The sequence below is a fragment of the Flavobacteriales bacterium genome (assembly GCA_029248105.1).
GTDB lineage: Bacteria > Bacteroidota > Bacteroidia > Flavobacteriales > UBA7312 > UBA8444.
Genome location: JAQWJZ010000024.1, coordinates 1 through 25,624 on the forward strand (window position 1 = coordinate 1; position 25,624 = coordinate 25,624).

The following is a 25,624-nucleotide window of genomic DNA, read 5'->3' on the forward strand; positions in this document are numbered from 1 at the left end:
CGCTGAAATTAAATCATATACAGTTTTTATATAATTTGTATATATAGCATATATACAAACTATTAGTGTTTTTGATTAAAATTTCACTACTTAAAAAACGTAAACCCTTAAAAATCAATAAATTAAAAAGGGATTTGTGATCAAATCCCTAGAAAATGGAGTAAAAATGTGGTCGGGATGAGAGGATTCGAACCTCCGATCTCGCGCCCCCCAGACGCGCACTTTAACCGGACTAAGCTACATCCCGAAATTAAAACATCTTTGTGACGAATATCAAATAAACAAACGCCGAATTGTTTTAACTTTGCAAAAATAAAATTCCATTCATTACCCACAATGAAAAAATACCTTTTATCACTAACCTTCTGTTTTTTTATTATAACTCTTTTTGCTCAAGAAAAATATACTCTTAGTGGATATGTCAAAGACAACGAAACAGGCGAATACCTAATAGGCGCAACGGTGCATCTCAAAGAGTCCTTAAAAGGTGTATCAACAAATCAATATGGTTTTTATTCTTTGACTATTGAAGAAGGAAATTATACTGTTGATTATTCATTTATCGGATTAAAAACCCAACAAAAAAGCATTAAACTCAACAAAGACACTAGGTTAAATTTAGCTTTAGAAACCAATGCCATAACAACAGCAGAAGTGGTTATTGAATCCGAAGGTGCTGATAAAAACGTGCAATCTACCAATATGAGTCAGTTAAAAATTGACGTAAAAAACATCAAAAAACTACCTGCCTTTATGGGTGAAGTAGATGTACTCAAAACCATTCAGCTTTTGCCAGGTGTACAATCTTCTGGAGAAGGCAGTTCGGGTTTTTACGTTCGTGGTGGTGGACCAGACCAAAACCTTATTCTACTAGATGAAGCCACGGTATACAATGCCTCACACCTATTCGGTTTTTTCTCTGTATTCAATGCGGATGCCATTAAAGATATAAACCTCATCAAAGGGGGCATGCCTGCTCAATACGGTGGTCGTTTGGCATCGGTATTGGACATCTCTATGAAAGAAGGTAACAGTAAAAAGTTTGAAGTAGACGGCGGCTTAGGACTTATATCCTCAAAACTTACCTTGCAAGGCCCTATCAAGAAAGACACCAGTTCGTTTATTCTTTCAGCTCGAAGAACATATATCGATGTTTTGGTAAACCCACTCATAAACGACACCTCAGCGTTCAAAGGGACTGGATACTATTTCTTTGACCTTACCTCAAAGGTTAACTACAGAATTTCTGACAAAGACAGACTCTTTTTGAGCGGGTATTTTGGTAGAGATGTATTCAGCTTTATAAATAAAGACAGAGGCTTTAAATTTGATATTCCTTGGGGGAATGCAACGGCTTCCATGCGTTGGAATCACCTTTTTAGTGACAAGCTTTTTGTTAATACCTCTGTTATTTTTAGTGACTATCAATTTTCATTTGGTGCCGAGCAAAACGATTTTGAGTTCAAGCTTAATTCAAGTATTACCGATTGGAATACTAAAATAGATTTTTCTTATTTACCTAACTATAAGCACAGTATCAAATTTGGTTCACACTTCACCTATCATACTTTTGTGCCAGGGAGCGTAACTGGTCGTTCTGGCGAGGTTGTTTTTGAGCCCGAGTCTATATTCAAACAATATTCCAATGAAGGCGCACTATACTTATCTGATGATATAGAACTTAATAACCAACTAAAAATTCACGCAGGACTTCGATACAGTAGTTTTCAATTTGGCGGCCCTGTAACGATAAGAAACTACTTCAAAAATGAGTTCACTGGTGATACAGCCAATCACCACCGACATATAGAACCTCGTCTGACAATGAGGTACAAACTGAATAAAAATAGTTCTGTCAAAGCAGCCTATACCCAAAACTACCAATACATACATTTGGCTTCTCTTTCTAGTGTTTCTCTTCCTACCGATTTATGGGTGCCAAGCTCTAAAATTATTAAACCACAATACGGCAGACAATTCGCTGTCGGTATATTCAAAAATTGGCTGGACAACAAATGGGAAACATCCATAGAAGCTTATCATAAGAAGATGGATAACCTCATCGAATACAAAGAAGGTGCTTTGCCTGAAGACAATACCAACACATCATCGGACAAGTCGTTTACCTTTGGTAATGGCGAATCATATGGACTAGAATTTTTTATCAAGAAAAGAGTGGGTAAAACAACAGGATGGTTGGGTTATACCATTTCTAAAACCACACGCTATTTTGAAAATTTAAACAATGGAATAGGTTTCCCCGCCAAATACGATAGAACTCATGACTTATCCTTAACCGCTACCCACGAGCTTAATGACAATTGGATAATTTCAGCAGTATTTGTTTATGCCACAGGAAACACCCTTACTCCAGCTCTTGACCGCTATGTTCTCGATGGCGAAGTTTTCACCGAATATGCTGATAGAAACAGTTACAGAATGCCTGCTTATCATCGAATGGATTTGTCGGCAACCTACACCAAAAACAAAGCAAAAAAACGCTTTAACTCCTCATGGAATTTCTCTATTTACAACCTCTACAATAGAGCAAACCCATACTTTATATATTTTGATTTAGAAGGCGAAGGAAACTTAACAGATGGTGGCTTAGAGCCTAAAGCGTTACAAATATCCATATTTCCAATCATACCATCAATAGCATGGAATTTTAACTTTTAATGAATATGAAATACATTTCATCAATACTAATTCTAACCGCCCTCCTTTTCTCTGGTTGCGAGAAGTTTTTTGAATTTGAACAGGAGGTTGATTTTTCACAAGGAAACACAGAAAGTAAAATCGTTGTACAATCGGTTATTCAACCAGGATACCCTGCTTATGCTATCGTTACTAGAACAGAGCCTTATTTTTCGGCAATAACTGACCAAACAATCGATAACCTATTTGTTAACAATGCAACAATCACTATGAGCAACGAAAGTGGCGAAACGGTTGAACTCGTCAATATTAATGCTATCCCTTTAACCGGAATAGATGAGATAGACGCTACACTGGACTCTATTGCTGTCTTGTTTCCTGGGTTTTATGTAGAATGGCCTTTCGATATTTTTCTACCACCCCCCTACTCTACTCTAGCAGAATATAATAAAAGCTTTTCTATTTCGGTTATCGTTGACCAAGACTCATTATTTGCAACAACAACCATTCCAAACGAACACCTTATGGACAGCCTTTGGTTTGAAATTGATGAGATGGCACCACGACCTAATTTAGGTAACATCTGGTTTCACTATTCCGACCCCGATACACTTGGCAATACCATTATGATAGAGCACAAACGCCTTGCACATACCAAAGAAGTCTTTTGGGGTGATAACCCTCCTGATGGAAATTTGCCAAATACATTTACTGTAAAACAAACAAGTGACCCACTATTTGCTAAAGCATTATGGGGATTCGTAAGAAATGATTTTGAAGGGCTTAATGGCACTTCTTTCGACACCTATTTTCAAAGAGGAAATCTGAGCTCTACGCTATCGGCAACTTTTGACGAAGTAATATTCGAACAAGATGAGCAAGGCTATTTCAAAGCAGGACAAACTTTGCCTGAACACGATAGAAATGTCTATCCTGATACCGTTTTAGTTAGAATAAGCCAAATCGATAATAAATCGTTTCTATTTTGGCGTTCATTAGACTATCAAGCGAGTAGTAATGGTAATCCCTTTGCCGAACCTATAAACCTACAATCTAATGTAACTAATGGCTATGGTGTGTTTTATGGACAAGCCTCTATTTATTACAAAGTCATTGCTAAAGAAGATACCACATATATCGAAAGATATTATCCTATTATCACAGAAATATTATAAATTTGAATCCGAATTAATTCCCATTTTAAAACAACACTTTTATGTCAGAAGAATTAGAAAATATTGAAGTCTTAATTATTGGATCTGGACCTGCTGGTTATACAGCAGCTATTTACGCTGCAAGAGCAGATTTAAAACCTGTTGTCATACAAGGTTTACAGCCTGGCGGACAACTTACAACAACTACTGAGGTTGACAATTATCCTGGCTACCCTAATGGTGTTGATGGCACTAAAATGATGGAAGATTTTAAAGCCCAAGCCGAACGTTTCGATACCGATACACGTTGGGGAATGGTTACCAAAGTTGATTTTTCTGAAAGACCATTTAAAGTAGAGATTGATGGCAACAAAAATGTATTGGCTCAAACCGTAATTATCAGTACTGGAGCATCTGCCAAATGGTTAGGTATTCCTGATGAAGAACGCCTTAACGGATTTGGTGTTTCGGCATGTGCTGTATGCGATGGCTTCTTCTATAAAGGTCAAGAAGTGGTGGTAGTTGGTGCTGGTGATACTGCAGCCGAAGAAGCGACCTATTTAGCTAAGTTATGTACTAAAGTGACTATGCTCGTGCGTAGAGATGAAATGAGAGCATCCAAAGCTATGCAAAAAAGAGTATTCAACACTGATAACATTACTGTTCTTTTCAATCATGAAACCAAAAGCATCAATGGTGAAAAAGGGGTTGAAAGTGTAACTGCCTTCAACAACCAAACTCAAGAAGAAACTGTAATTCCTGCTACTGGATTTTTTGTTGCTATTGGTCATAAGCCTAATACCGATCTTTTCAAAGGGCAATTGGATATGGATGATAATGGCTATTTGATAGTTGAAGCTGGTACTTCTAAAACTAAGATACCTGGGGTTTTTGCTGCTGGTGATGTTGCCGACCACGTTTATCGTCAGGCAGTTACTTCTGCTGGTACAGGCTGTATGGCTGCTCTAGATGCTGAACGCTTTTTAGCTGCTCAAGAATAAAGTATATTAATCGGTAATTATAAAATCGGAATTCCAAAGTTTGAAATCGGCAACCTCTGGTTTGCTGAATGGGATATCCCAAAATCCACTATAATTGATATAAGTAGGGATAAGCTTGTCTTTGGTATAACCCATCTCTACATCTACTGTAACGTTTAGTTCTATAAGCCAATAATCGTATTGCATAACGTATTTTCTATAGACTACATTGAATGTATTTCTATCGAAGTAAGATACTAGCTCACGGATAAGCACTTCATCTTGATCGTCTTCAGTCAAATCGCTTTTCATACGACACACAAACGCATAGCACTCTAGAGTATCTTTATACGTTTTCTTCGAAATGATATAATCATAATATTTCTGCATAGATTCATCAAAGACCGCTAACTTCTCTTTTTTACTACCCGACTTCTCAACTTCAACAGAGCCAGGATTAAAAATGATGACTTTAGCATCTCTTTCATTTCTTTCATTGGCACTTTCACCATCTGTAGACTTATCTTTAGAGCTGTATTTACTAACTTCCACAGTGTCTTCAGGAAAAAAGATATAATCAAAAAATTCGGGAGTATAATGTCGGTATTTGCCTCTTCTGTTATAAATCTTTCCATCATTATAAGATGAATCTACCTTAACCACTAACTTATTATTATTGACTTCATAATTCCCTTGACGAAATAAAAAACCAATAGAATTGTTTTTAACATCATATATTTCCAACTCACTAGAGTATTGATGAGCGTAATAGCGTAGGTTTTTAAATCCTTGATAAAAACTAGTGTCGCTCTTAACCATGTCAACAAAATCCTCAACACTAAAACCGGAACTAACTGCAGAAACCATAACAGAGTCTAACATCACCGACTTAACAATACCGTCTTGAGCAGAAAGTTGCAGATTGAGGAACGTAAAAAAAACACAAATCCATTTTTTCATCTAACAAAACTATATAAAAAAAAGCTGCCCACGAGGGGCAGCAGGTAGTAATTCATAAGCCGGATTCTGTTCTCTTTCGAGCCTCATCATTTATCTACGCTAGTTATTACTAACTAGCTTGAGCTGCCTACCCCCCGAGATTGAACGAGCAGTCCCTGTTCTCGGTATACGTGGCATTGCACCGCATAGAGTTTACCTGTTTTCACTACAGCCGAACTGTACTTGCTTTCTGCTGCACTTGTCCTCACCTTACGGTGGACGGATGTTATCCGCTATGCTGCTCTATGGTGTCCGGACTTTCCTCTTCCTTACGAAAGCGATGAAGTCCATTACTACTATGGCAAATGTAAAAAATACTATCTTAGTACAATGAAAAAAGTGATACATACACCAAATGCTCCTGAAACTATAGGTCCATATAGTCAAGCTATACTATCCAACAACACCTTATATACCTCAGGGCAAATTGCTATAAATCCTAAAAACGGGAGTTTAATTACGAATAATATTACCGATGAAACCCACCAGGTAATGAAAAATCTACAAGCTGTTTTAGAAGCCGCTGAAATGAATTTTTCCCATGTATTGAAGTGCACTATCTTTTTAAAAGATATGAATCAATACGCAGACATCAATTCAGTATATGCAGAGTACTTTGATCACAATCCGCCAGCTCGAGAAGCGGTACAAGTCAGTGTATTACCCAAAAATGTTAATGTTGAAATATCACTAATCGCTAGTAAATAATGAAAAGAAGACAAGCCTTAAAATCATTCATAACGGCCTCTATCCTGCCCTTTGTACCATTCAAACAGCTATTTGCTGAGGTGGAATGTATCAGTACTAGCGATATACTCGGCCCTTATTTTATAGAAGGTGCGCCAAACATCAGCAATATAGCTCCAGCCGTGGCCGATGTACCACGCTTATACATCACTGGGACAGTTTATGCTAAAGATTGTGTTACGCCTTTATCTAATGCATTGATAGATGTATGGCAAGCCAATAACGATGGTTCTTATGAAGATATTGATTACAGAGGTAAAATTTACACCGATGAAGCAGGCAACTATGCTTTTGAAAGTATTCAACCGGGCAAGTACCTAAACGGTTCGTACTATAGACCTAGTCATATACATTATAAAGTGGTATATAAAAATAATCCTGAGTTTGTTACTCAATTGTATTTCGAAGGGGATACCACAATAGATATTGACCCATGGGCATCTGACCCCTCAGCAGTAGATAGGATTATACCTTTAAGCACCGATGACAATTCTAACCTTAATGGGGTTTTTGACATCTACCTCAATGTAGAACCTCAAACAGTCAATACTCCAGACTTCAATAGAAATGACATTTCTAGCAAGATACAAGCCATTGCACCTAATCCCATAGTTGAAAACTTTGAGATTAGCTTCTACAACAATACAAAAGCAGAAGTTACTATCGATATTTGTGATATTATGGGACGACAATCAACCGTACTCTTTAAAGGTAATTGCAATAAACAATTGCATAAAATACCATTGAAAAAGCCGTCTTTGAATAGTGGAATTTATAGTATTCGATTATCTGTAAACGGTAAAAAGGTAGATGCTAAACGAGTAATGATTAACTAAATCAATACTCCACTCTAACGTGGTGAATACTTTGTAATTTCTTCTTGAACAGTTTCTTAATTTGAGTAATAGACTTCATAGTAATATCAGCGTTTACAAACTGTTCGTTGTCAATTTGAGTATTGATAATACTCTCTACTAACTTATCTATATTTTCTAGTGTAGGCGACTTCAAACTTCGTGCTGCTGCCTCTACAGAATCTGCCATCATCAAGACTGCTGTTTCCTTAGAGTACGGCTTCGGACCGGGATAGGTAAACTTCTCTGCCGCCTCGATTTCATCAGGGAAACTCGCTACATATTGCTTATAAAAATAACCCACCATAGTAGTTCCGTGATGGGTTCTGATAAAGTCAATAAGTTCGTCAGGCAAATTGTTTTCTTTAGCAATACTGATACCATTTTTGACGTGATTAATAATCACACCAGCACTTTCTTCAAAGCTCAAATCATCGTGAGGGTTAATGCCAGAGATTTGATTTTCTATAAAAAACTGAGGGTTTTTCATTTTACCGATATCATGGTACAATGCTCCTGCCCTTACCAATAAGGCATTACCTCCTATTTCTAAAATACCTTCTTCAGCAAGATTAGCTACTTGTATAGAGTGTTGGAATGTGCCAGGTGCTACTTGTGCCAATTCTCTAAGCAAAGGACTATTGGTGTCTGAAAGCTCCAATAATGAAACATCGGAAACGAGAGAAAAGGTTTTCTCGAAAGCAAAAATCAACGGATAAGCAAAAAGCGTCAGAGCACCATTAGCTGCAAACCATACAAAGTTCATCCACTCAATATTGTCTAGGCTACCCTCTTGAGTAAGAGCCATCGCAAAATAAGCCACGAAATAAATGGCTATTATCTTGGCTGCAGACACAAACAATTGCGCCCTTTTATACATCTGCAAAACAGACAAAATAGATACAATACCTGCCATCAGTTGCAGATAAATAAACTCAAAGCTATTAGGAACAATAAAACCAATTATGATAACCGCTATTAAGTGAGTAAATAGGGCTAAACGTGTGTCAAAAAAGGCTTTTATAATAATTGGTAATAAGCAAAAGGGCATGAGAAAAATTAGCTTATTACTAGCCGTTAGCGACATGGAAGCCATAAACACCATTAAAGTAATAAGTGTCAAGATAAAAGTCACCTTTTTATTATCATTAAACACCTCAATTCTGAATTGTTTGAGAAATAAAAACAAGATTAAAAAAGCGACCAATACCAGAAGCGACTGACCAAAACTTAGCCAATTCTCTGAGCTTTCTTGCCAATTCTCTCCTTCATATCGCTGACGATAAGATTCTAATTCTTGAAAGTTGCTTTCTGTCACCAATTCCCCTTGTGAAATAATAACCTCACCACGCTGTACCATACCTAAACCTTTAGAAATAGCGTTAAGCTCACTCTCAAGCATTTTATTGGTAGCGTCTTCATCATAGAAAACATTTTGCTTGAGCATTTCTAATATCAATGGTGATAGAAAATTCGATTCTTCTTCAGAAATATTTTTTAAATCGTAGGCTTTTTTGGATGCCGATTCTATGGTGAATAAATCTCCTAAGCGAAGTACTTCACCGACATTTTGTTTCATGACGATAATCTCATAGTCGCTATCTTTAAATTCAATATCGTCAACCATCTGAATAATCCCAGTAGCGTATAGATTTTGGAGAACCTTTAAGCCATAATTAGCTAATTTTTCTTTTTTGGTTTTTTTATTCTTCTTCTTATTGAGGTTAAAAAATGTAAAACGAGCATCTTTAGTAACCTTTTTGTCAGTAGCCCATTTTTGCTCAAAATTAGAGATAAATTCTTCTGCCTTGATATCATAGACAGATTCATCTAATACAAATGTGAGTTTTAGGTTATTGCGTAATTGATCTTGCTCGTCGACTAATTGCTCACTAGACTTATATACAGGAAAATCATAGGGCGCAATTAGTGTTTCGTGTAGCCAAGGTTTGCCCTTTTGAAACTCAAACTTAAATGATGCTTTGTTGGGGAACATCCAAACAATAAGGATTGTTGCCAACAGGAAAAGAACAACTTTTTGAATTTTGTAATAATTATTCCTTATTTCAGAAGGGAAGTTTAATCGCATATCGCCGACTAAAATACCAATAAATAACAAGTTTACAAACCCCCTTTACTTGTCCATTTTATTTAACTTCGCAGCATAGTATCCAAACCAAAAAATAATATGAAAGATGTAGTAATAGTATCCGCCGTTCGTACTCCTATCGGAAGTTTTGGCGGTGTATTTTCAAGCGTATCTGCTACCCACCTTGGTGGTGTAGCTATCAAAGGTGCATTAGAAAAAGTCCGTTTATCAGCCGATAAAGTGGACGAGGTATATATGGGTAATGTCCTTCAAGCCAACTTAGGACAAGCCCCAGCACGACAAGCCGCCTTAGCTGCTGGTTTGACTCAAGAAGTACCTTGCACAACCATTAACAAAGTCTGTTCTTCTGGTATGAAGTCCATTATGTTAGCCGCTCAAAGTATTATGTCTGGGGATAACGATGTGGTGGTAGCTGGTGGTATGGAAAATATGTCTAGCGTACCCCATTATTTTGCTAAAGGAAGAAACGGTCAGAAGTTGGGCGATATGAAGTTAGTAGACGGCTTAGTAAAAGACGGACTAACGGATGTGTACAATAAAGTACATATGGGTAACTGTGCTGAATTATGTGCCAAAGAGATGAACTTTAGCAGAGAACAACAAGATGCTTTTGCAATAGAATCATACAACAGGAGTACTGCCGCTTGGCAAAATGGTAAATTCAAGGATGAAGTGGTGTCAGTGGCTGTCCCACAAAGACGTGGTGATGACCTAATCGTTTCTGAAGATGAGGAATACAAAAACGTGAAGATGGAAAAAATTCCTGCTCTTCGCCCTGTATTTGATAAGGAAGGAACCGTAACCGCTGCTAATGCCTCTACCCTTAATGACGGAGCTGCTGCCCTTGTATTGATGAGTGCTGACAAAGCCGTCGAATTAGGACTTAAGCCTATTGCTAAGATACGCAGTTATGCCGATGCCGCTCACCAACCAGAGTGGTTTACCACTGCACCAGCTAAGGCTCTGCCTATTGCTTTGGAAAAAGCTAATATAGCAACTAGCGATGTGGATTACTTTGAATTGAACGAAGCCTTTTCGGTAGTAGGGTTAGCTAACATAGAAAAGCTAGGCTTAGACGCTTCTAAAGTAAATGTTAATGGTGGTGCTGTATCCTTAGGTCACCCTCTGGGTTGTTCAGGAGCGAGAATCATCGTTACCCTATTGCACGTACTAAAGCAAAACAATGCTAAAATCGGAGCAGCAGGAATCTGCAACGGTGGTGGTGGTGCATCTGCTATGGTCGTAGAGATGATTTAAGCTTTAAAGAATTAATCGTAAAAGCTCACTTTCATAAGTGGGCTTTTTTTTTACTTTTGTCTTGGATGAAATACGGAATTTCAGAATTAGCAATAGTCCCTATACGTGCAGAGGCATCGGACAAAGCAGAGATGGTCAATCAAATTCTATTTGGTGAACATTTTAAGGTGCTGGAAGCTAGAGTAAAATGGAGTAAAATACGTTTGGCACACGACAAGTACGAAGGTTGGATTTGCAACAAACAATGGTCAGAGATTGAGAAAAACACCTACGAAGAACTCGAACGCCACGACCCCACACTTACCACCGAATTGCTAGACATGGTGGTGCAAGACACTCACCAAACCGTACCGCTAGGTAGCTCACTACCCTTTTACAAAGACCATCAATTTCAAATCAAGGATAAAACCTACACCCACCAAGGCGATAGCACTTCTGGATACCACGATAAAAAGATGATGGTAGATAACGCTATGTTATACCTCAACACTCCCTACTTGTGGGGTGGAAGAACACCTTTTGGTATTGACTGCTCGGGTTTTACACAGATGATTTATCGTCTGCATGGAAAAGAAATTCCTAGAGATGCTTACCAACAAGCTGAGATAGGAACTACACTAAGTTTTATAGAAGAATCAGAAGCTGGAGACTTAGCCTTTTTCGACAACAATGAAGGTAAAATTATTCATGTGGGTATCATCTTAGAAAACAATTTCATCATACACGCCTCTGGAAAAGTGCGCATAGACCGACTCGACCAACAGGGTATATTCAATGCCGAAGAACGCAAACACACCCACAAACTACGACTTATAAAAAGCATCGTCTAAAGCCTTTTATAAACATTCGCTTTAAAGTTTTTCATACCTTTATAGGACTTAAATCTACTTCACTATGAAAAAAGAAAGCAAGTCTTCACTAAAATCAGGGCTAGTTTCAGGAATTATTTTCTCCGGGATAATGGCTTTATTTTACTACCATAAAGAAAGGGATTTTAACATCTGGACATTCCTCTTTAACTTTTTGTTTTATGGTACTGCTATCTGCTATGGCTCTATTAGCACGATACTATGAGAAAAAAGAAGAAAAAAAATAAAGATGAATAATGAAATGACGAAAACGCAAGAATTTGCTGAAGTCAGTCATATTTTGTATATTTAAAACCTTAAAGACAGTTAAAGCAAGGCGTCCTGGACTTTAAGACCAGATGCACCACCTACTTTATCTGTCTTTTCTTTTTTCTTATCTTTTATTAAATAAGAGAAATACTTTTTAAAAAATTTCTAGCTAAATATTCCCATTATATTTAATAACATTTAGACTTCTTTGGCGAAAACAGTTTGTACTACTTACTTTCTACTCCTTAAACTCATCTACTCCCATATTGTATAGGGTAAATGCTATAATGTCTGCCGTTTCTTCTATTTGCTTAGAAATAGGTGTTCCTGCGCCATGTCCTGAATTGGTTTCTATGCGTATCAATACTGGATTATGACCTTGGTGTTTGTCTTGCAATTCAGCTATAAACTTAAAAGAATGTGCCGGTACTACCCTATCATCGTGGTCAGCAGTCAGTACCATAGTGGCTGGATAGCTTACCCCCTGCTTTACATTATGCACAGGCGAATAGCCTTTCAAATACTCAAACATTTCTTTAGAATCATCGGATGTCCCATAATCATAAGCCCAACCTGCTCCTGCCGTAAAGGTATGATAACGCAACATATCCAAAACACCCACCGCTGGTAAAGCTACTTTCATCAAATCTGGTCGTTGTGTCATAGTTGCACCTACAAGAAGGCCACCATTAGAACGACCATCAATAGCTAAATAATCGGATGAAGTGAACTTATTATGGATAAGGTATTCTGCAGCCGCTATAAAATCGTCAAATACATTTTGCTTTTGCATTTGTGTACCTGCTATATGCCATTCTTTGCCGTATTCTCCACCACCACGCAGATTAGCTACTGCATACACTCCTCCTTGTTCTAACCATACGGCTTTACTAATGCTAAAACTTGGCGTTAAACTGACATTAAAACCTCCATACCCGTACAGAATAGTCGGATTATTACCATCGTAGTCTAGTCCTTTTTTATGCGTAATAATCATGGGTATCTGAGTACCGTCTTTGGAAGTATAAAACACTTGTTTGGACACAAAGTCCGAGGAATTAAAATCTATACTAGGCTGCCAATACAGCTCCGACTCTCTACTATCCACATCGTACTTATAAATAACACCCGGCGAATGGTAATTGGTAAAACTATAATACAGCGTTTTCTCTTCTTTTTTTGATGAAAATCCACGACTACTACCAACACCCGGCAATTGAAGCTCACCCAAATTCTGACCCTCAGTATCAAACTGATAAACTTTAGAAATAGCATCAATCATATAATGTGCAAAGAAATAACCGCCACCATAACTAGGACTCAAAACTTGTTCTGTTTCTGCAATAAATTCTTGCCAATACTCCACTTGGGGGTTTTGGAATGATGCAGTTACTACTTTCTTATTAGGAGCATTTCTGTTGGTAACAATATAGAGTAAATCGCCCTCGTTGTGCAAAACATAGCTATCGCTATCGTAATCATTGACCATGTTTATAATAGGCGAATTCTCTTGATTCAAATCTTTTATGAATAGCTTGTTTCCGCTAGTTGACATGGATGCCGAAATAGTTAAAAAACGTCCATCGTCACTAACCCCACCCCAAACGTAACGGTGTTTTTCATTAGCACCAAAGACCACTATATCGTCTTTTTGGCTCGTACCTAGTTTATGATAATACAACTTGTGTTGGTCGGTCTTAGCCGATAGCTCACTTCCCTTAGGCTTGTCGTAACTCGAATAATAAAAACCTTCATTACCTTTCCAACTCACACCACTAAATTTGATGTCAACTAAAGTATCTTCGATGATTTCTTTAGTTAGCGCATCAATAACGATTACACTTCGCCAATCGCTACCACCTTCAGAAATAGAATAGGCTGCCAAGCTACCGTCTGGGGAAAAACTCAATGAACTTAAAGAAACTGTACCATCATCAGAAAAAGAGTTTGGATCTAAAAAGATTTCTTGCTCATCACCCTTTTCTCTATAAATAACGTATTGATTCTGTAAACCGTCATTTTTATAAAAATAAGTGTAATCACCTCTTTTGAATGGTGCAGACAGCTTTTCATAGTTCCATACTTTCTCTAATCTGTTTTTCAACTCTGCCCTAATAGGAATTTGATTAAGAAAATCAAAGGTTACTGTATTTTGTTGTTTTACCCATTGGGCTGTTTCTTCACTCCTATCATCTTCTAACCAACGGTAATTGTCTACTACCTCAACACCAAAGTAGGTATCAATAACTTCTTTTTTTTCAGTCTTAGGATATTCTTTCATTGAGATTTTAGATTGACAAGAGGCAAAAACTAATAGTAATGCTAAAAAATAAGTTGTTTTCATGTGGATAAATTTAGTTTTCACAAATATAAAAATTCTGTTTTTTTTTAAATCTTCTTTTTTAAGAAAACAATAAGTTCTTGCACTGCTAAGCCTCGGTGACTGATCTCATTTTTTTGTTGGATAGACATTTGGGCAAAGCTTTCCTCATACCCGTCTGGTAAAAATATAGGGTCATAACCAAAACCTTTATCGCCCCATTTTTCAGGTATTATTTGCCCCTCCACCTCGCCTTCAAATTGAAATTCTTTGCCGTCTATCACTAATGAGATAATAGTTCTAAAACAAGCATCTCTGTTGTCTTGGTCTTTCATCTCTGACAATACTTTTTGCATATTATCTTCGGCAATACAATCTTCTCCAGCATAACGTGCCGAATATACACCTGGTCGACCGTCCAAAGCCTCTATTTCTAGTCCAGTATCGTCAGCAAAACAGTTGTAGCCGTAATTGTCAAAGACATAAAAGGCTTTTTGGGCAGCATTGTCTTCCAAAGTATCCGAGGTTTCAGGCAGCTCTTCCTTACAATTGATATCTTGTAAACTCAATATCTCTATACTAGAAGGCACAAGCATACGTATTTCAGCTAGTTTATTGGGGTTATTGGTAGCAAATACTAATTTCATTTTATTGATGGTGATAGGGTTCGTTATTAAGAATACTAAAGGCTCGGTAAATTTGTTCGGCAAAGAATGGGCGTATCATCTGATGTGAAAAAGTCATCTTGGAAAGAGCTATCTTAGAAGTGGCTTGAGCATAGACCTCAGCACTAAAACCATAAGGTCCACCAATAACAAATACCAAACGTTTGATACCTGCATTCATCTTTTGTTGTAAAAAATCCGAAAAGCCTTTAGAATGAAACTCCTTGCCTTTTTCGTCCAACAAAATGAGTAAATCGGTATTCTGTACTTGTTTTAATATCAGTCTCCCCTCCTGTTCTTTTTGCTGACTTTCTGATAAGTTCTTACGATTTTTTAAATCCGGAATAATCTGAAATTCAAAAGAAATATAATGTTTCAATCGCTTAGAATACTTATCTATTCCCTCTTGTATCCAACTTTCATCGGTCTTTCCAATTGCTAATACTACTATTTTCACCAAAAAAGTTTTGTAATTTGCCACAATATTAGTCATTTTGTTGGATAGAAAAACACAGGTATGAAAGAAGAATTAAATACCTTCATAGAATTCGCTCTAAATGAAGATATTAGAGAGGGCGACCACACTTCCCTAGCCTGTATTCCAAATACAGCCATTGGTAAAGCTCAACTATTAGTTAAAGAGAATGGTGTACTTGCTGGTATGGAAGTAGCCCAAGCTATTTTTGAAAAAGTTAATCCAGATATTCAGTTTTTTCCACTGATGAAAGATGGAGAAAGTATGGCAATCGGCAATGTGGCTTTTATAGTAGAAGGCCCATCCTCTTCTATTCTAACTGCCGAAAGACTCGTCCTAAATTGTATGCAACACATGAGTGGAATTGCTACAAAAACACGTCATATAGTACAATTATTGCAAGGCACACAAGCTAAGGTGCTAGATACTCGAAAAACTACACCAGGCATTCGTTTGTTGGAAAAATGGGCCGTAAAAATTGGTGGTGGAGTCAATCACCGTTTTGGTCTCTACGATATGATGATGATAAAAGACAATCATATCGATTTTGCTGGGGGAATAGCTGCTGCCATTGAGAAAGCCAATAACTATCAAAAGAACAAAGGAATAAATATTCCTATTGAAGTAGAAGCTCGAAACTTGCAAGAAGTGGATGAAATACTAAAAGCAGGTAACATACAACGTATTATGTTGGATAACTTCAGCTATGCCGATACACGAACAGCAGTAGAACGCATCAATAGCAAATACGAAACAGAAGCATCTGGAGGCATAACTGAAGAAACTATCAGAGAACACGCCTTGAGTGGAGTAGATTTTATCTCTGTGGGCGCATTAACACATTCTGTCAACAGCTTAGATTTAAGCCTGAAAGCTATTTAAATGAAACTCAAAGAACGTCTGTCATTTCTGGTTGATTGGAGCAAACACCTTGTTCTTCCTGGCTTTAGTGGTATGAACCTCTACGATGTGGCTCATTTTTTTATTGAAGGCCTAGAAAAAGGAGCTATCACAACTAGAGCCTCCTCTATTGCATTTAATTTTTTCTTGGCTTTGTTTCCTGCTCTTATTTTCTTCTTTACGCTAATCCCCTACATTCCTGTCGATAATTTTCAAGAAATTCTATTAGGTCTTTTGGGCGAGGTGTTGCCACCAAGCACTAACGAATCGGCATTTAAAACTATTACCGATATAATCAATCATCCTAGAGGTGGTTTACTATCATTTGGTTTTTTGATGGCCTTGTATTTTTCTACCAATAGCATAAACTCATTGATGGAGGCTTTTAATAGTTCCTATCACATTTCCGAGAGTAGAGGTATGTGGAAACAACGACTAATAGCTCTAGGACTTACGCTAATGCTATCACTGATGCTTATTGTTGCTGTTGCTCTTATCGTATTCACACAGTTTGCTAGTAATTACTTTGTGGATTTGGGCATACTCAAACAAAGCTCAATAACCCTTATGCTAATCGGAAAATGGATAATACTATTGGCTTTCCTATTTGGTGGCTTATCGATTTTGTTTCAATACGGCCCTACTAAAAAGACACATTGGAGCTTGATATCTCCGGGCTCTATATTAGCAACCGTATTTATCATCATTACCTCAATGGGCTTTGGACTATACATAGACCATTTTGGCCAGTACAACAAACTCTATGGCTCAATAGGAACGCTAATTGTTATTCTACTATGGATGTACTTTAATGCTATTGTTATGCTTATTGGCTTTGAGCTCAACGCAAGTATTTTTAGCGCAAAAGAGCACGTCAAATCATCTTCTTTTATCGATTTTTTCCAAAAAAAGTAAAAGAGCAATGAGTAAGCCAATAGCAACAACTCCCATCATTATTTTAGCAAACAACATCTAGAAAATATTTTTAGCTAACATTATCCTAATTTCATTAGTTAATTTTTAGGCGTATTCCAGTATAAATCAAACGTCCCATAACAGGTGCCCAAATTAAAGAAGCATCAAAGTCACCACCATATGGATCATTGCTTCCCAATATAGGATTTTCCTGTCTGTAGCTCAATAAGTTTTCGCCGCCAAGATAAACGTCAAAGTTTTTGAACTTTTTAGTCACTTGACTATTGATAACATAGAATGGATCTGAAGTCGTTTTATCTATCAATTGGTGTTGAGGAATTCGACTCTCACCAATGTAATTCCAAGTTAAATCGAACATCCATTTGTTAAGGTGGTCAGTAGCATATGCCAAATTAACCAAGGCACGCTCTTTAGGTACTAATGGAGACAACTTTTTCATACCGACGAAAGTGGAATAAACCTCGTTAATCTTGTATGCCAACTTAATGTCAAAGCGTTCAAATAACTCGTAATTTAAGTCAAACTGAAAACTATTAGAATAAGATTCACCGTCTAGGTTATAAAAACGTAATTTCGAAGGATCTTCTACATCTACCACCACTTGATTTTCAAATTGGGTTCTATAAGCATCAGCATTAAAAGTCGCTTCTCTATCAAACAATTTGAAACAATGGGTCACATTCACACCATAATTTAAGGCTAACTCCACATCTAAATCGTCTTCTATCTCAAAGGTTCTAGATGAAGCAAAATAATTGGTGTTTTCAGCAATAGGGTTTGCAATTCGCATTGCTCGTCCTGCTGACAACCTAACCACCGTTTGTTCTGTAGGGTTAATTTTAAAATTTAGCCTAGGTGTATAGTTTAAGCCTTGTTCATTATGATAATCGACACGAAAACCAGCAACCAAAACCGTTTGATTAGGGGAAGTATAGCTATACTCTGAAAACAAACCCGTAGTCAAGTCCGTTCTATCAAAGGTTTTATCCTGATAACTCTCTTGATATCTATCGGCATAGGAGCTCATACCATACTTTAAGACATGATGATTGTGTTTGAGGTAAGTTTGACGTATTAAATTGATGTAGGCACTTTCTTGCAAACCATTATAGTCTGTTAGTCCAAACTGAATATCTTGTTGGTGTCTTCTAAAAGCCGTTTGAACACCAAAGCTTTTATTTGGAGTATCTGGCATCTTAAATCCTGTCTTGGAACTAAACTCCATTAAAGTGTTATCAATAACAACTTTGTAAGGGTTGATAACATTATCTAATTGCCCACCTTCTCTGTTTTCAGTTAAAAATCGCCCAGTAAAATTAAACCGATGTCTTTCATCCTCCCTTACCCACCTATTGAGTATGTTGAAAGACTTCATATGAGGCATATCTAAAAAGCCATTTTTATCTTCATCAATTTCTTTATCGTGATAATTGATACTAGTAAACAAATTACTTTGCCATTTGCCTGTTTTCTTAGCGAATTGCAAGTTGTTTTCAAACTTGCTCTCTGAATTGGTATAAAAATTCCAATACATTTTATCGGCATTTTCAGGCTTGAAATATTCCAAATTAATTTGCCCTGTAAAGGACTCAAAACCATTGATAACAGAACCCGCTCCTTTAATTACTTGGATAGACTCTATCCACGTTCCGGGCACATAGGACAAACCATAAGATGAAGAAAGCCCTCTAATAAGAGGAACATTTTCTTGAGTGATTTGGGTATATACACCATCTAGACCTAACATTTGTATTTGTTTAGCTCCTGATACGGCATCAGAAAAAGTTACATCTACAGTTACGTTGGTTTCAAAGCTTTCTGACAGATTACAACATGCTGCTTTTTGCAATTCTTTGCTCGAAATTTTTTGCACTTGCAAGGGGTTAACCATAGATAATTCGGTAGTGCTTATTGTAGCTTCAACTTTAACTTCATCTATTTCTACCGACTCGCTAAGTGATACCGTTAGAAAAGATTGATTCTTTACCTCAATAGTTTTTGGTTGAAAACCAATATAAGTTACCTTAATATTAACTGGCAATTTATCGAATTCTAGTTTAAACTTACCGTTTACATCAGAAGTTGTCCCTATTGTAGTGTTTTCTACAACTATGTTAGCTCCTATAAGAGGTAATCCATTTTGATCGTTTATTTTTCCTTTTATCTGCCCCTGTGCATAAATAAACAAAGCACTCAATTGAAAGGCCATTAAAAATATATATTTCATAATTTAATTATTGACGTTAGTATTTAATCTTAAATGTTAAGGCTATGAGATTCTGTCGATAATCAAATTCGGAATACTTGGAAAAGTGATAGGTTTTGGGAATAAGGTTTTGGCGGAGGCAAATCTAGATAAAATTGCAATCGTGAGGAATAAAACACCATTTGTATTTGCCCCAAATCATACTCATAGGCTTGAACAAAAGATGGCGAAACAAGTGAGCTGTAAGTAGGTGCATCAAATGTAAATGACACTAAACGAACATCAAAAAAACAACAGCAGCAAGAAGCTAACAAACTGCAATTGCAGTTATTTTTTGTTAGACTTTCCTGTGGTTTTTCTTCTGTACCACAGCAAAGGGTTGCAGATTCACAAACTGGCGTTTCCTCCTCTAATTGTTCTATACTATATTCTGGATTGTGAGTATGACTAAAAATAACTGGAATACCAATAACACCCACCAACATAAAGGTGCAAATGATGATACTAATGGTATGTCTAACTATTTTCTTCACTCAGTAAATTTACAAAATTTATTTTTCAAACGTCTTCAAAGTACTTTCAATGATGTCTATACACTCTAACAATTGCTCTTTGCTAATAACCAAAGGAGGAGCAAAACGAATGATATTCCCATGAGTAGGCTTAGCTAAAAGCCCATTATCTCTAAGAGCCATACACATATCCCAAGCGGTTGAACTATCTTCTGTATCGTTGATAACAATAGCATTTAAAAGCCCTTTACCTCTTACTAAAGAAACAATGTTAAGTCCACCAATTCTATTTCTTAACTCAGTTCTAAAAACTTCACCTAATACCTCTGCATTTTCTGCTAATTTTTCGTCAAGAACAACCTCTAATGCTGCTTGAGCAACTTTACATGCTAAAGGGTTTCCACCAAATGTAGAACCGTGTTCACCGGCTTTAATGCATAACATAACGTCATCATCTGCTAAGACTGCAGAAACAGGCAACACACCACCAGAAAGGGCTTTACCAAGGATTAAAATATCTGGTCTGGCATCTTCAAAATCACAAGCTAACATTTTTCCTGTACGAGCAATACCCGTCTGTACTTCATCTGCAATGAATAAAACGTTGTACTTACTACATAATTTACGAACACCTGCAAGGTAACCTTCGTCAGGTACTACAACACCTGCTTCACCTTGAATAGGTTCTACCATAAAAGCACAGACGTTAGGGTCTTTCAATTCTGTTTCTAATGCTTCTAAGTTATTGTAAGGGATTAAATCATACCCTGGCATAAAAGGTCCAAAACCGGTGTATGAAGTAGGATCATCAGAACTAGAGATAGCAGCTAAAGTACGTCCCCAAAAATTGCCTTTTGCAAAAATGATACGGGCTTTATTTTCAGCAATTCCTTTCTTCATATAACCCCACTTACGAGCTAATTTATTAGCCGTTTCTCCACCTTCAACACCCGTATTCATTGGCAATACCTTATCGTAACCAAATAGGTCAGTGATGAATTTTTCGTATTGCCCCAGTATATCGTTATGAAAAGCTCTAGACGTAAGCGTTAGTGTAGCAGCTTGATCTGTTAGTGCTTTAATGATTTTAGGGTGACAATGCCCCTGATTAACAGCTGAATAAGCAGAAAGAAAATCAAAATATTGCTTTCCTTCAACGTCCCAAACATGCACTCCATCACCTTTTGACAAAACAACAGGCAGAGGGTGATAGTTATGAGCACCAAATTTTTCTTCTATTTCAATAAGTTCTTGTGATGAGTACATAGTGAGTAATTTTTAAAAAGCAAAGTTAGAAAAATCAATGATTTTTAACTCATAATACAGCCCTTAAAATTCTATATTTGCGACATGGGAAGAAAGAGGAAAAAGATACTTTTAGAAAATGTACATGTATCAGATGCAGGAGCCAAAGGAAAGGCCGTTACTCGACTAGAAAACGGACTCGTTCTTTTTGTAGAAGGAGCTGTACCTGGCGATGTATGCGATGTGTTGGTACATAAAAAAAGACGTTCTTTTTTAGAAGGCAGACCTGTCAAATTTCATTCTTATTCCGAAAGAAGAAGAGAGGCCAAATGTGAACATTTTGGACTTTGTGGAGGTTGCAAATGGCAATTTATGGGTTACGAGCATCAGCTCGAATTCAAACAAAAAGAAGTAATCGATTCGCTTAGCCGACTAGGTGGGATAGAATTACCCGAAGTTAATCCTATTTTAGGTTGCGAAAATGAATTTCGCTACCGTAACAAAATGGATTTCGCCTTTACCAACAGGCGTTGGATAACCGAAGAAGAAAGTGCAGAAGGACATGAAATAACTGACCGTAATGGTGCTGGTTTTAGAGTAGCAGGGTTTTGGGACAAGGTTATTAACCTTAACGAATGCCACTTACAAGCAGAACCTTCCAATGCTATACGTAAAGCCGCTAGAGATTATGCTATTGAACACGAATTGGACTTTTTTGATATTGCCGAAAAAGAGGGCTTTCTAAGAGCGCTTACCATTCGAATGAGTAGCACAGGAGAGATAATGGCTTTATTTCAATTCTTCTACGAAGATGAGAAAAATAGAGAGGGCTTACTCGATCATATCAAAGAACAATTTCCTGAAATCACATCTTTGCTTTATACCATTAACAGTAAGGGCAATGAAACTATATTCGATTTAGATATAATCACCTATCATGGCCAAGATTGTATTTATGAAGAGATGGAAGGATTAAAATTTAAGATTGGACCAAAATCGTTTTACCAGACCAACTCCAAACAGGCATATGAATTATATAAAATTGCTAGGGATTTTGCCCAAATAGAAAAAGACGATATTGTTTACGATTTGTACACAGGAACAGGCACAATTGCTCAATTTGTTGGCAAAAAAGCATTGAAAGTAATCGGAGTAGAATCCGTTCCAGAGGCCATTGAAGCTGCCAAAGAAAATGCCAGAAATAACGGCATCGATAACTGCAAGTTTTATGTCGGCGATATGAAAGAAATATTTACCGAAGATTTTATTCGCAAAAACGGTCAGCCTGACGTAATTATTACCGACCCACCAAGAGATGGTATGCACAAAAAAGTAGTTGGTCAGCTATTAGACGTGAACCCCAAACGTATCGTTTATGTTAGTTGTAATCCAGCTACTCAAGCTAGGGATTTGGCACTAATGAATGAACATTATAAAGTGAGCAAAGTACAGCCTGTTGATATGTTCCCGCAGACTTTCCATGTAGAAAATGTGGTCTTATTAGAAAAACGATAGATGCTAGATAAAGAATTTTGGAATAACCGCTATAAAACCGAACAAACAGCTTGGGATATTGGTTACACCTCTACCCCCCTAAAAACATTTATTGACAGCATAGAAAACAAGGATTTAGCTATACTAATTCCCGGTTGCGGCAGAGCCTATGAGGCAGAATACTTACACCTAAAGGGCTTTAAAAACGTAACTATTATTGATCTATCACCTATAGCATTAGCGGACTTTTCTAAACGAGTGGATAGCTTTTCAAAAAGTCAGTTGATAGAAGGTGATTTCTTTGAGCATACCGGACAATACGACCTCATCATTGAACAAACCTTCTTTTGTGCTATAGACCCTAAGTTGAGAAAAGACTATGTCAGTCACAGTTCAAAATTACTCAAGAAAAATGGCAAAATAATTGGTCTCTTATTCGCTGAAGAATTTGGAAACGACCACCCTCCTTTTGGTGGAACAAAAGAAGAATATGAAGCGCTTTTTTCTACACATTACCATATTCAACAAATGAAAACGGCAACAAATTCTATTGAAGCAAGAAAAGGAAGAGAATTATTTATTTCTTTTAAAAACAAGATTGCTTAACTTAGCCCTATGGAAATGAATTCATCAACAACTTTAGTACTAAATGCCCAACAGATGGAGCAGAAACTGTGTCGTATGGCTTGGGAGATTTATGAAAAAAACCATCTAGAAAAGGAAATTGTCATTGCAGGTATAAGCCCTCAAGGAGCAATGCTTTCTCAACGCTTAGGTAAGCACCTAGCAAAAATTTCCAAAATATTAGTAGAAGTCATAGAAGTTAAACTCGATAAAAAAAAGCCATTATCAGCGCCTGTACAAGTCAGTGCACATAGCGATTTAGATAATAAAGTTGTCGTGTTGGTAGATGATGTTTTAAAATCTGGAAAAACACTCATGTATGGTTCTCAATATTTTCTGAATCAACCTATTAAAAAGTTAATGACGGCTATTCTTATTGACCGAAACTACAAGACATACCCTATCAAAGCAGATGTTGTTGGACTATGTTTAGCGACAACTTTACAAGAACACGTTACTGTAGAATTAGTAAAGAAAGAAGCTGTTTACCTCAACTAAATGGTCATTGAAAAAACCGATTTTGTCGGCTGATTTTTCATCAAATGTTGATCAAAAGCCATACATACGTTTCTCACAAAAGGTATTCCATTCTCTAAAACAATCAGACTACTATCGTTTATTTGAATTAATTCATCCTTTTCCATTTCTTGTAGTCTTTCCAAAGTAACTTCTAATCCTTCAAAACGCAAGGTTTCACTTTGCCAAGAGGTTTCGAAATGACACATCAGATTTAGAATGTGCTTTCTAATAACTTTATCTTCTTTACTCAAGATATGACCTCTAAATAATGGAAACTGACCAGTCTGAACACATTCTTGGTAGGATTTAACGGTTTTAATATTTTGAGAAAAACCACCCCAACTATCACTAATTGATGACATTCCTAAACCTATCATTAATGGGGTTTTGTTGGTTGTATATCCCATAAAATTTCTGTGTAATGACTTACTCTTGGCTGACTTATACAAACTATCTGTTTTTAGGGCAAAATGATCCATGCCAATCTCATCATATCCCAAGTCTGAAAATGCCGATTTTGCAGCTTCATACATCTCCCTTTTTTGCTTTGGTTTGGGCAAGTCTTTTTCATCAAACCCTCTCTGAGCTACGCCTTTAACCCAAGGAACGTGAGCATAACTATATAAAGATATTCTATCGGGCAAAAGGTCTGCTGTTTTAGTAATATTATCTTTTATATTTTCTAGTGTTTGAAATGGCAATCCAAAAATGAGGTCGTGACTAACTGAGGTGTAACCTATCTCTCTTGACCATTCTGTCACAGCTTTTACTTGCTCAAACGATTGTATACGATTAATGGCTTTTTGCACTTTTTCACCATAATCTTGAATACCAAAACTCAACCTTCTAAAACCTAAGTCAAATAAGGCTTGTAATTGTTCTTTAGAAGTGTGGTTAGGATGGGCTTCAAAACTCAATTCGTGATTTGCGGTTATAACTGATATTTTAAAAATGCCATCAAACAATTTGCTAAGATTTTCACTAGAAAAAAAAGTCGGTGTTCCGCCACCCAAATGTATTTCTTTAATATGAGGTTTGTCCTCTAAAAAATCTACATAGAGTGTCCATTCTTTTAATACGGCATCTATATAATCCTCTTCAACTTGATGGCGTTTAGTAATGTGTTTGTGACAAGCGCAAAATGTACACAGACTCTCACAAAAGGGCAAATGAATATATAAGCTGACTCCTTCTGATTTGCTAGATTCAAAAGTGGTCTTTAAGATTCGTAAATAGCCATCAACACTGAAGGTTGATTCATCCCAATACGGAACAGTCGGATGCGAAGTGTATCTAGGTCCAGCAACATTGTATTTGTTCACTAAAGATGTTATCACAACTGAAAGTAAAACTGCAAAAGAAAGTTTTAAGAAAATATGATATAAATCACAATAACTTGATCATCTCTGTATGTGGAATGCCGTCTTCTAAGTATTCTTTACCTGTAGATTCAAAACCGAATTTTTGATAAAAAGGCAGTAAATGCGATTGAGCAGAAATACGATTACGAGATGTGCCATATAGTTTTATGGATTGTTCAACACCTTCTTGCATCAAAGCAATTCCCAAGCCTGTACCCCTTTGGTTCTGAGCAGTGACAATACGACCAAAAGACATTTCCTGATAACTTATTCCTGGTTGAACCAAACGTAAATAGGCCACTAATGACTCCTCAACATACCCCAAGAGATGATGAGAATCTTGGTCTTTTTCATCTGCATCTAGATAGGGACAATCTTGCTCCACCACAAACACTTGCTGACGTAAAATCATCATCTGGTGTAACTCCGTTTTTGTCAGCTCCTCAAACGACTTGAATCTCCACTCTATATCCATAGGGTAAAACTAAGA

Annotated in this window: 23 protein-coding genes, 1 tRNA gene and 1 other RNA gene; 13 read left to right on the forward strand and 12 right to left on the reverse strand. The window is 36.9% G+C overall.

Annotated features, from left to right (window positions below):
* Positions 1-169: 169 nt before the first annotated feature.
* A tRNA-Pro gene (locus P8I29_04255) sits at positions 170-247 on the reverse strand.
* 89 nt (positions 248-336) lie between these two features.
* Between P8I29_04255 and P8I29_04260 the strand changes: the two genes are divergently transcribed.
* From P8I29_04260 to trxB, 3 genes are read left to right on the forward strand one after another with little or no spacing between them, the layout of a single operon-like run.
* Positions 337-2,679 (forward strand): TonB-dependent receptor, encoded by a 2,343-nt coding sequence (locus P8I29_04260; GenBank protein MDG1917013.1) that lies wholly within the window; start codon positions 337-339, stop codon positions 2,677-2,679.
* Between the two features lie 5 nt (positions 2,680-2,684).
* Positions 2,685-3,833, forward strand: a complete 1,149-nt coding sequence (locus P8I29_04265; protein ID MDG1917014.1) for a DUF4249 family protein — start codon at positions 2,685-2,687, stop codon at positions 3,831-3,833.
* A 41-nt stretch (positions 3,834-3,874) separates the two neighbouring features.
* Positions 3,875-4,813 (forward strand): thioredoxin-disulfide reductase, encoded by a 939-nt coding sequence (gene trxB, locus P8I29_04270; protein MDG1917015.1) that lies wholly within the window; start codon positions 3,875-3,877, stop codon positions 4,811-4,813.
* A gap of 6 nt (positions 4,814-4,819) precedes the next feature.
* Here trxB and P8I29_04275 read toward each other — a convergent pair whose 3' ends face one another.
* Together P8I29_04275 and rnpB are read right to left on the reverse strand one after the other, a co-directional pair.
* Positions 4,820-5,752, reverse strand: coding sequence for a hypothetical protein (locus P8I29_04275; GenBank protein MDG1917016.1), 933 nt, complete (start codon positions 5,750-5,752; stop codon positions 4,820-4,822).
* Between the two features lie 40 nt (positions 5,753-5,792).
* Positions 5,793-6,088: RNase P RNA component class A (gene rnpB / locus P8I29_04280), an RNA gene on the reverse strand.
* Positions 6,089-6,121: 33 nt separating this feature from the next.
* On the opposite strand from rnpB, the gene P8I29_04285 reads away from it, so the two are divergent.
* Together P8I29_04285 and P8I29_04290 are read left to right on the forward strand one after the other, a co-directional pair.
* On the forward strand, positions 6,122-6,499 hold the full coding sequence (locus P8I29_04285; GenBank protein MDG1917017.1) for a RidA family protein: 378 nt from the start codon (positions 6,122-6,124) through the stop codon (positions 6,497-6,499).
* Positions 6,499-7,374, forward strand: coding sequence for a T9SS type A sorting domain-containing protein (locus P8I29_04290; protein ID MDG1917018.1), 876 nt, complete (start codon positions 6,499-6,501; stop codon positions 7,372-7,374). Before P8I29_04285 ends, P8I29_04290 begins: the two co-directional genes overlap by 1 nt.
* 1 nt (position 7,375) lies before the next feature.
* Here the strand turns inward: P8I29_04290 and P8I29_04295 are convergent, their stop codons facing one another.
* Positions 7,376-9,481, reverse strand: coding sequence for an HDIG domain-containing protein (locus P8I29_04295; protein ID MDG1917019.1), 2,106 nt, complete (start codon positions 9,479-9,481; stop codon positions 7,376-7,378).
* Between the two features lie 99 nt (positions 9,482-9,580).
* On the opposite strand from P8I29_04295, the gene P8I29_04300 reads away from it, so the two are divergent.
* The 3 genes from P8I29_04300 (at position 9,581) to P8I29_04310 (ending at position 11,833) form a co-directional block, all read left to right on the forward strand.
* Positions 9,581-10,759, forward strand: coding sequence for an acetyl-CoA C-acyltransferase (locus tag P8I29_04300; GenBank protein ID MDG1917020.1), 1,179 nt, complete (start codon positions 9,581-9,583; stop codon positions 10,757-10,759).
* A 65-nt stretch (positions 10,760-10,824) separates the two neighbouring features.
* A complete protein-coding gene (locus tag P8I29_04305; GenBank protein MDG1917021.1) occupies positions 10,825-11,589 on the forward strand; it encodes a C40 family peptidase in 765 nt (254 codons plus the stop codon).
* 64 nt (positions 11,590-11,653) lie between these two features.
* Complete coding sequence (locus P8I29_04310) at positions 11,654-11,833, forward strand: hypothetical protein (GenBank protein ID MDG1917022.1); 180 nt, start codon at positions 11,654-11,656, stop codon at positions 11,831-11,833.
* Between the two features lie 282 nt (positions 11,834-12,115).
* On the opposite strand, the gene P8I29_04315 is transcribed toward P8I29_04310, so the two are convergent.
* From P8I29_04315 to rlmH, 3 genes are read right to left on the reverse strand one after another with little or no spacing between them, the layout of a single operon-like run.
* Positions 12,116-14,221: a prolyl oligopeptidase family serine peptidase gene (locus P8I29_04315; GenBank protein MDG1917023.1), complete on the reverse strand. Its 2,106-nt coding sequence runs from the start codon at positions 14,219-14,221 to the stop codon at positions 12,116-12,118.
* Between the two features lie 44 nt (positions 14,222-14,265).
* The gene (locus P8I29_04320) at positions 14,266-14,844 is read right to left on the reverse strand and encodes a non-canonical purine NTP diphosphatase (protein MDG1917024.1); all 579 of its coding nucleotides are present in this window, start codon (positions 14,842-14,844) and stop codon (positions 14,266-14,268) included.
* A gap of 1 nt (position 14,845) precedes the next feature.
* Complete coding sequence (gene rlmH, locus P8I29_04325) at positions 14,846-15,319, reverse strand: 23S rRNA (pseudouridine(1915)-N(3))-methyltransferase RlmH (GenBank protein MDG1917025.1); 474 nt, start codon at positions 15,317-15,319, stop codon at positions 14,846-14,848.
* Between the two features lie 60 nt (positions 15,320-15,379).
* On the opposite strand from rlmH, the gene nadC reads away from it, so the two are divergent.
* Both nadC and P8I29_04335 read left to right on the forward strand, forming a co-directional pair.
* Entirely contained in the window at positions 15,380-16,219 is an 840-nt protein-coding gene (nadC, locus tag P8I29_04330) for a carboxylating nicotinate-nucleotide diphosphorylase (protein MDG1917026.1), read from the forward strand.
* On the forward strand, positions 16,220-17,152 hold the full coding sequence (locus P8I29_04335) for a YihY/virulence factor BrkB family protein (GenBank protein MDG1917027.1): 933 nt from the start codon (positions 16,220-16,222) through the stop codon (positions 17,150-17,152).
* A gap of 94 nt (positions 17,153-17,246) precedes the next feature.
* Here the strand turns inward: P8I29_04335 and P8I29_04340 are convergent, their stop codons facing one another.
* The 3 genes from P8I29_04340 to rocD form a co-directional block, all read right to left on the reverse strand.
* A complete protein-coding gene (locus P8I29_04340; GenBank protein MDG1917028.1) occupies positions 17,247-19,400 on the reverse strand; it encodes a carboxypeptidase-like regulatory domain-containing protein in 2,154 nt (717 codons plus the stop codon).
* 62 nt (positions 19,401-19,462) lie between these two features.
* Positions 19,463-19,912, reverse strand: coding sequence for a hypothetical protein (locus P8I29_04345; GenBank protein ID MDG1917029.1), 450 nt, complete (start codon positions 19,910-19,912; stop codon positions 19,463-19,465).
* Between the two features lie 18 nt (positions 19,913-19,930).
* Positions 19,931-21,157, reverse strand: coding sequence for an ornithine--oxo-acid transaminase (gene rocD, locus P8I29_04350; protein MDG1917030.1), 1,227 nt, complete (start codon positions 21,155-21,157; stop codon positions 19,931-19,933).
* Positions 21,158-21,241: 84 nt separating this feature from the next.
* On the opposite strand from rocD, the gene rlmD reads away from it, so the two are divergent.
* The 3 genes from rlmD to P8I29_04365 are packed head-to-tail and all read left to right on the forward strand — an operon-like array spanning position 21,242 to position 23,752.
* Positions 21,242-22,651, forward strand: a complete 1,410-nt coding sequence (rlmD, locus tag P8I29_04355) for a 23S rRNA (uracil(1939)-C(5))-methyltransferase RlmD (protein ID MDG1917031.1) — start codon at positions 21,242-21,244, stop codon at positions 22,649-22,651.
* Positions 22,652-23,236: a methyltransferase domain-containing protein gene (locus P8I29_04360; GenBank protein MDG1917032.1), complete on the forward strand. Its 585-nt coding sequence runs from the start codon at positions 22,652-22,654 to the stop codon at positions 23,234-23,236. It abuts the gene before it with no gap.
* 9 nt (positions 23,237-23,245) lie between these two features.
* On the forward strand, positions 23,246-23,752 hold the full coding sequence (locus P8I29_04365; protein ID MDG1917033.1) for a phosphoribosyltransferase family protein: 507 nt from the start codon (positions 23,246-23,248) through the stop codon (positions 23,750-23,752).
* Here P8I29_04365 and hemN read toward each other — a convergent pair.
* Both hemN and P8I29_04375 read right to left on the reverse strand, forming a co-directional pair.
* The gene (gene hemN / locus P8I29_04370) at positions 23,749-25,107 is read right to left on the reverse strand and encodes an oxygen-independent coproporphyrinogen III oxidase (protein ID MDG1917034.1); all 1,359 of its coding nucleotides are present in this window, start codon (positions 25,105-25,107) and stop codon (positions 23,749-23,751) included. The genes P8I29_04365 and hemN overlap by 4 nt on opposite strands.
* 52 nt (positions 25,108-25,159) lie before the next feature.
* Positions 25,160-25,609: a GNAT family N-acetyltransferase gene (locus P8I29_04375; GenBank protein ID MDG1917035.1), complete on the reverse strand. Its 450-nt coding sequence runs from the start codon at positions 25,607-25,609 to the stop codon at positions 25,160-25,162.
* Between the last annotated feature and the right edge of the window lie 15 nt (positions 25,610-25,624).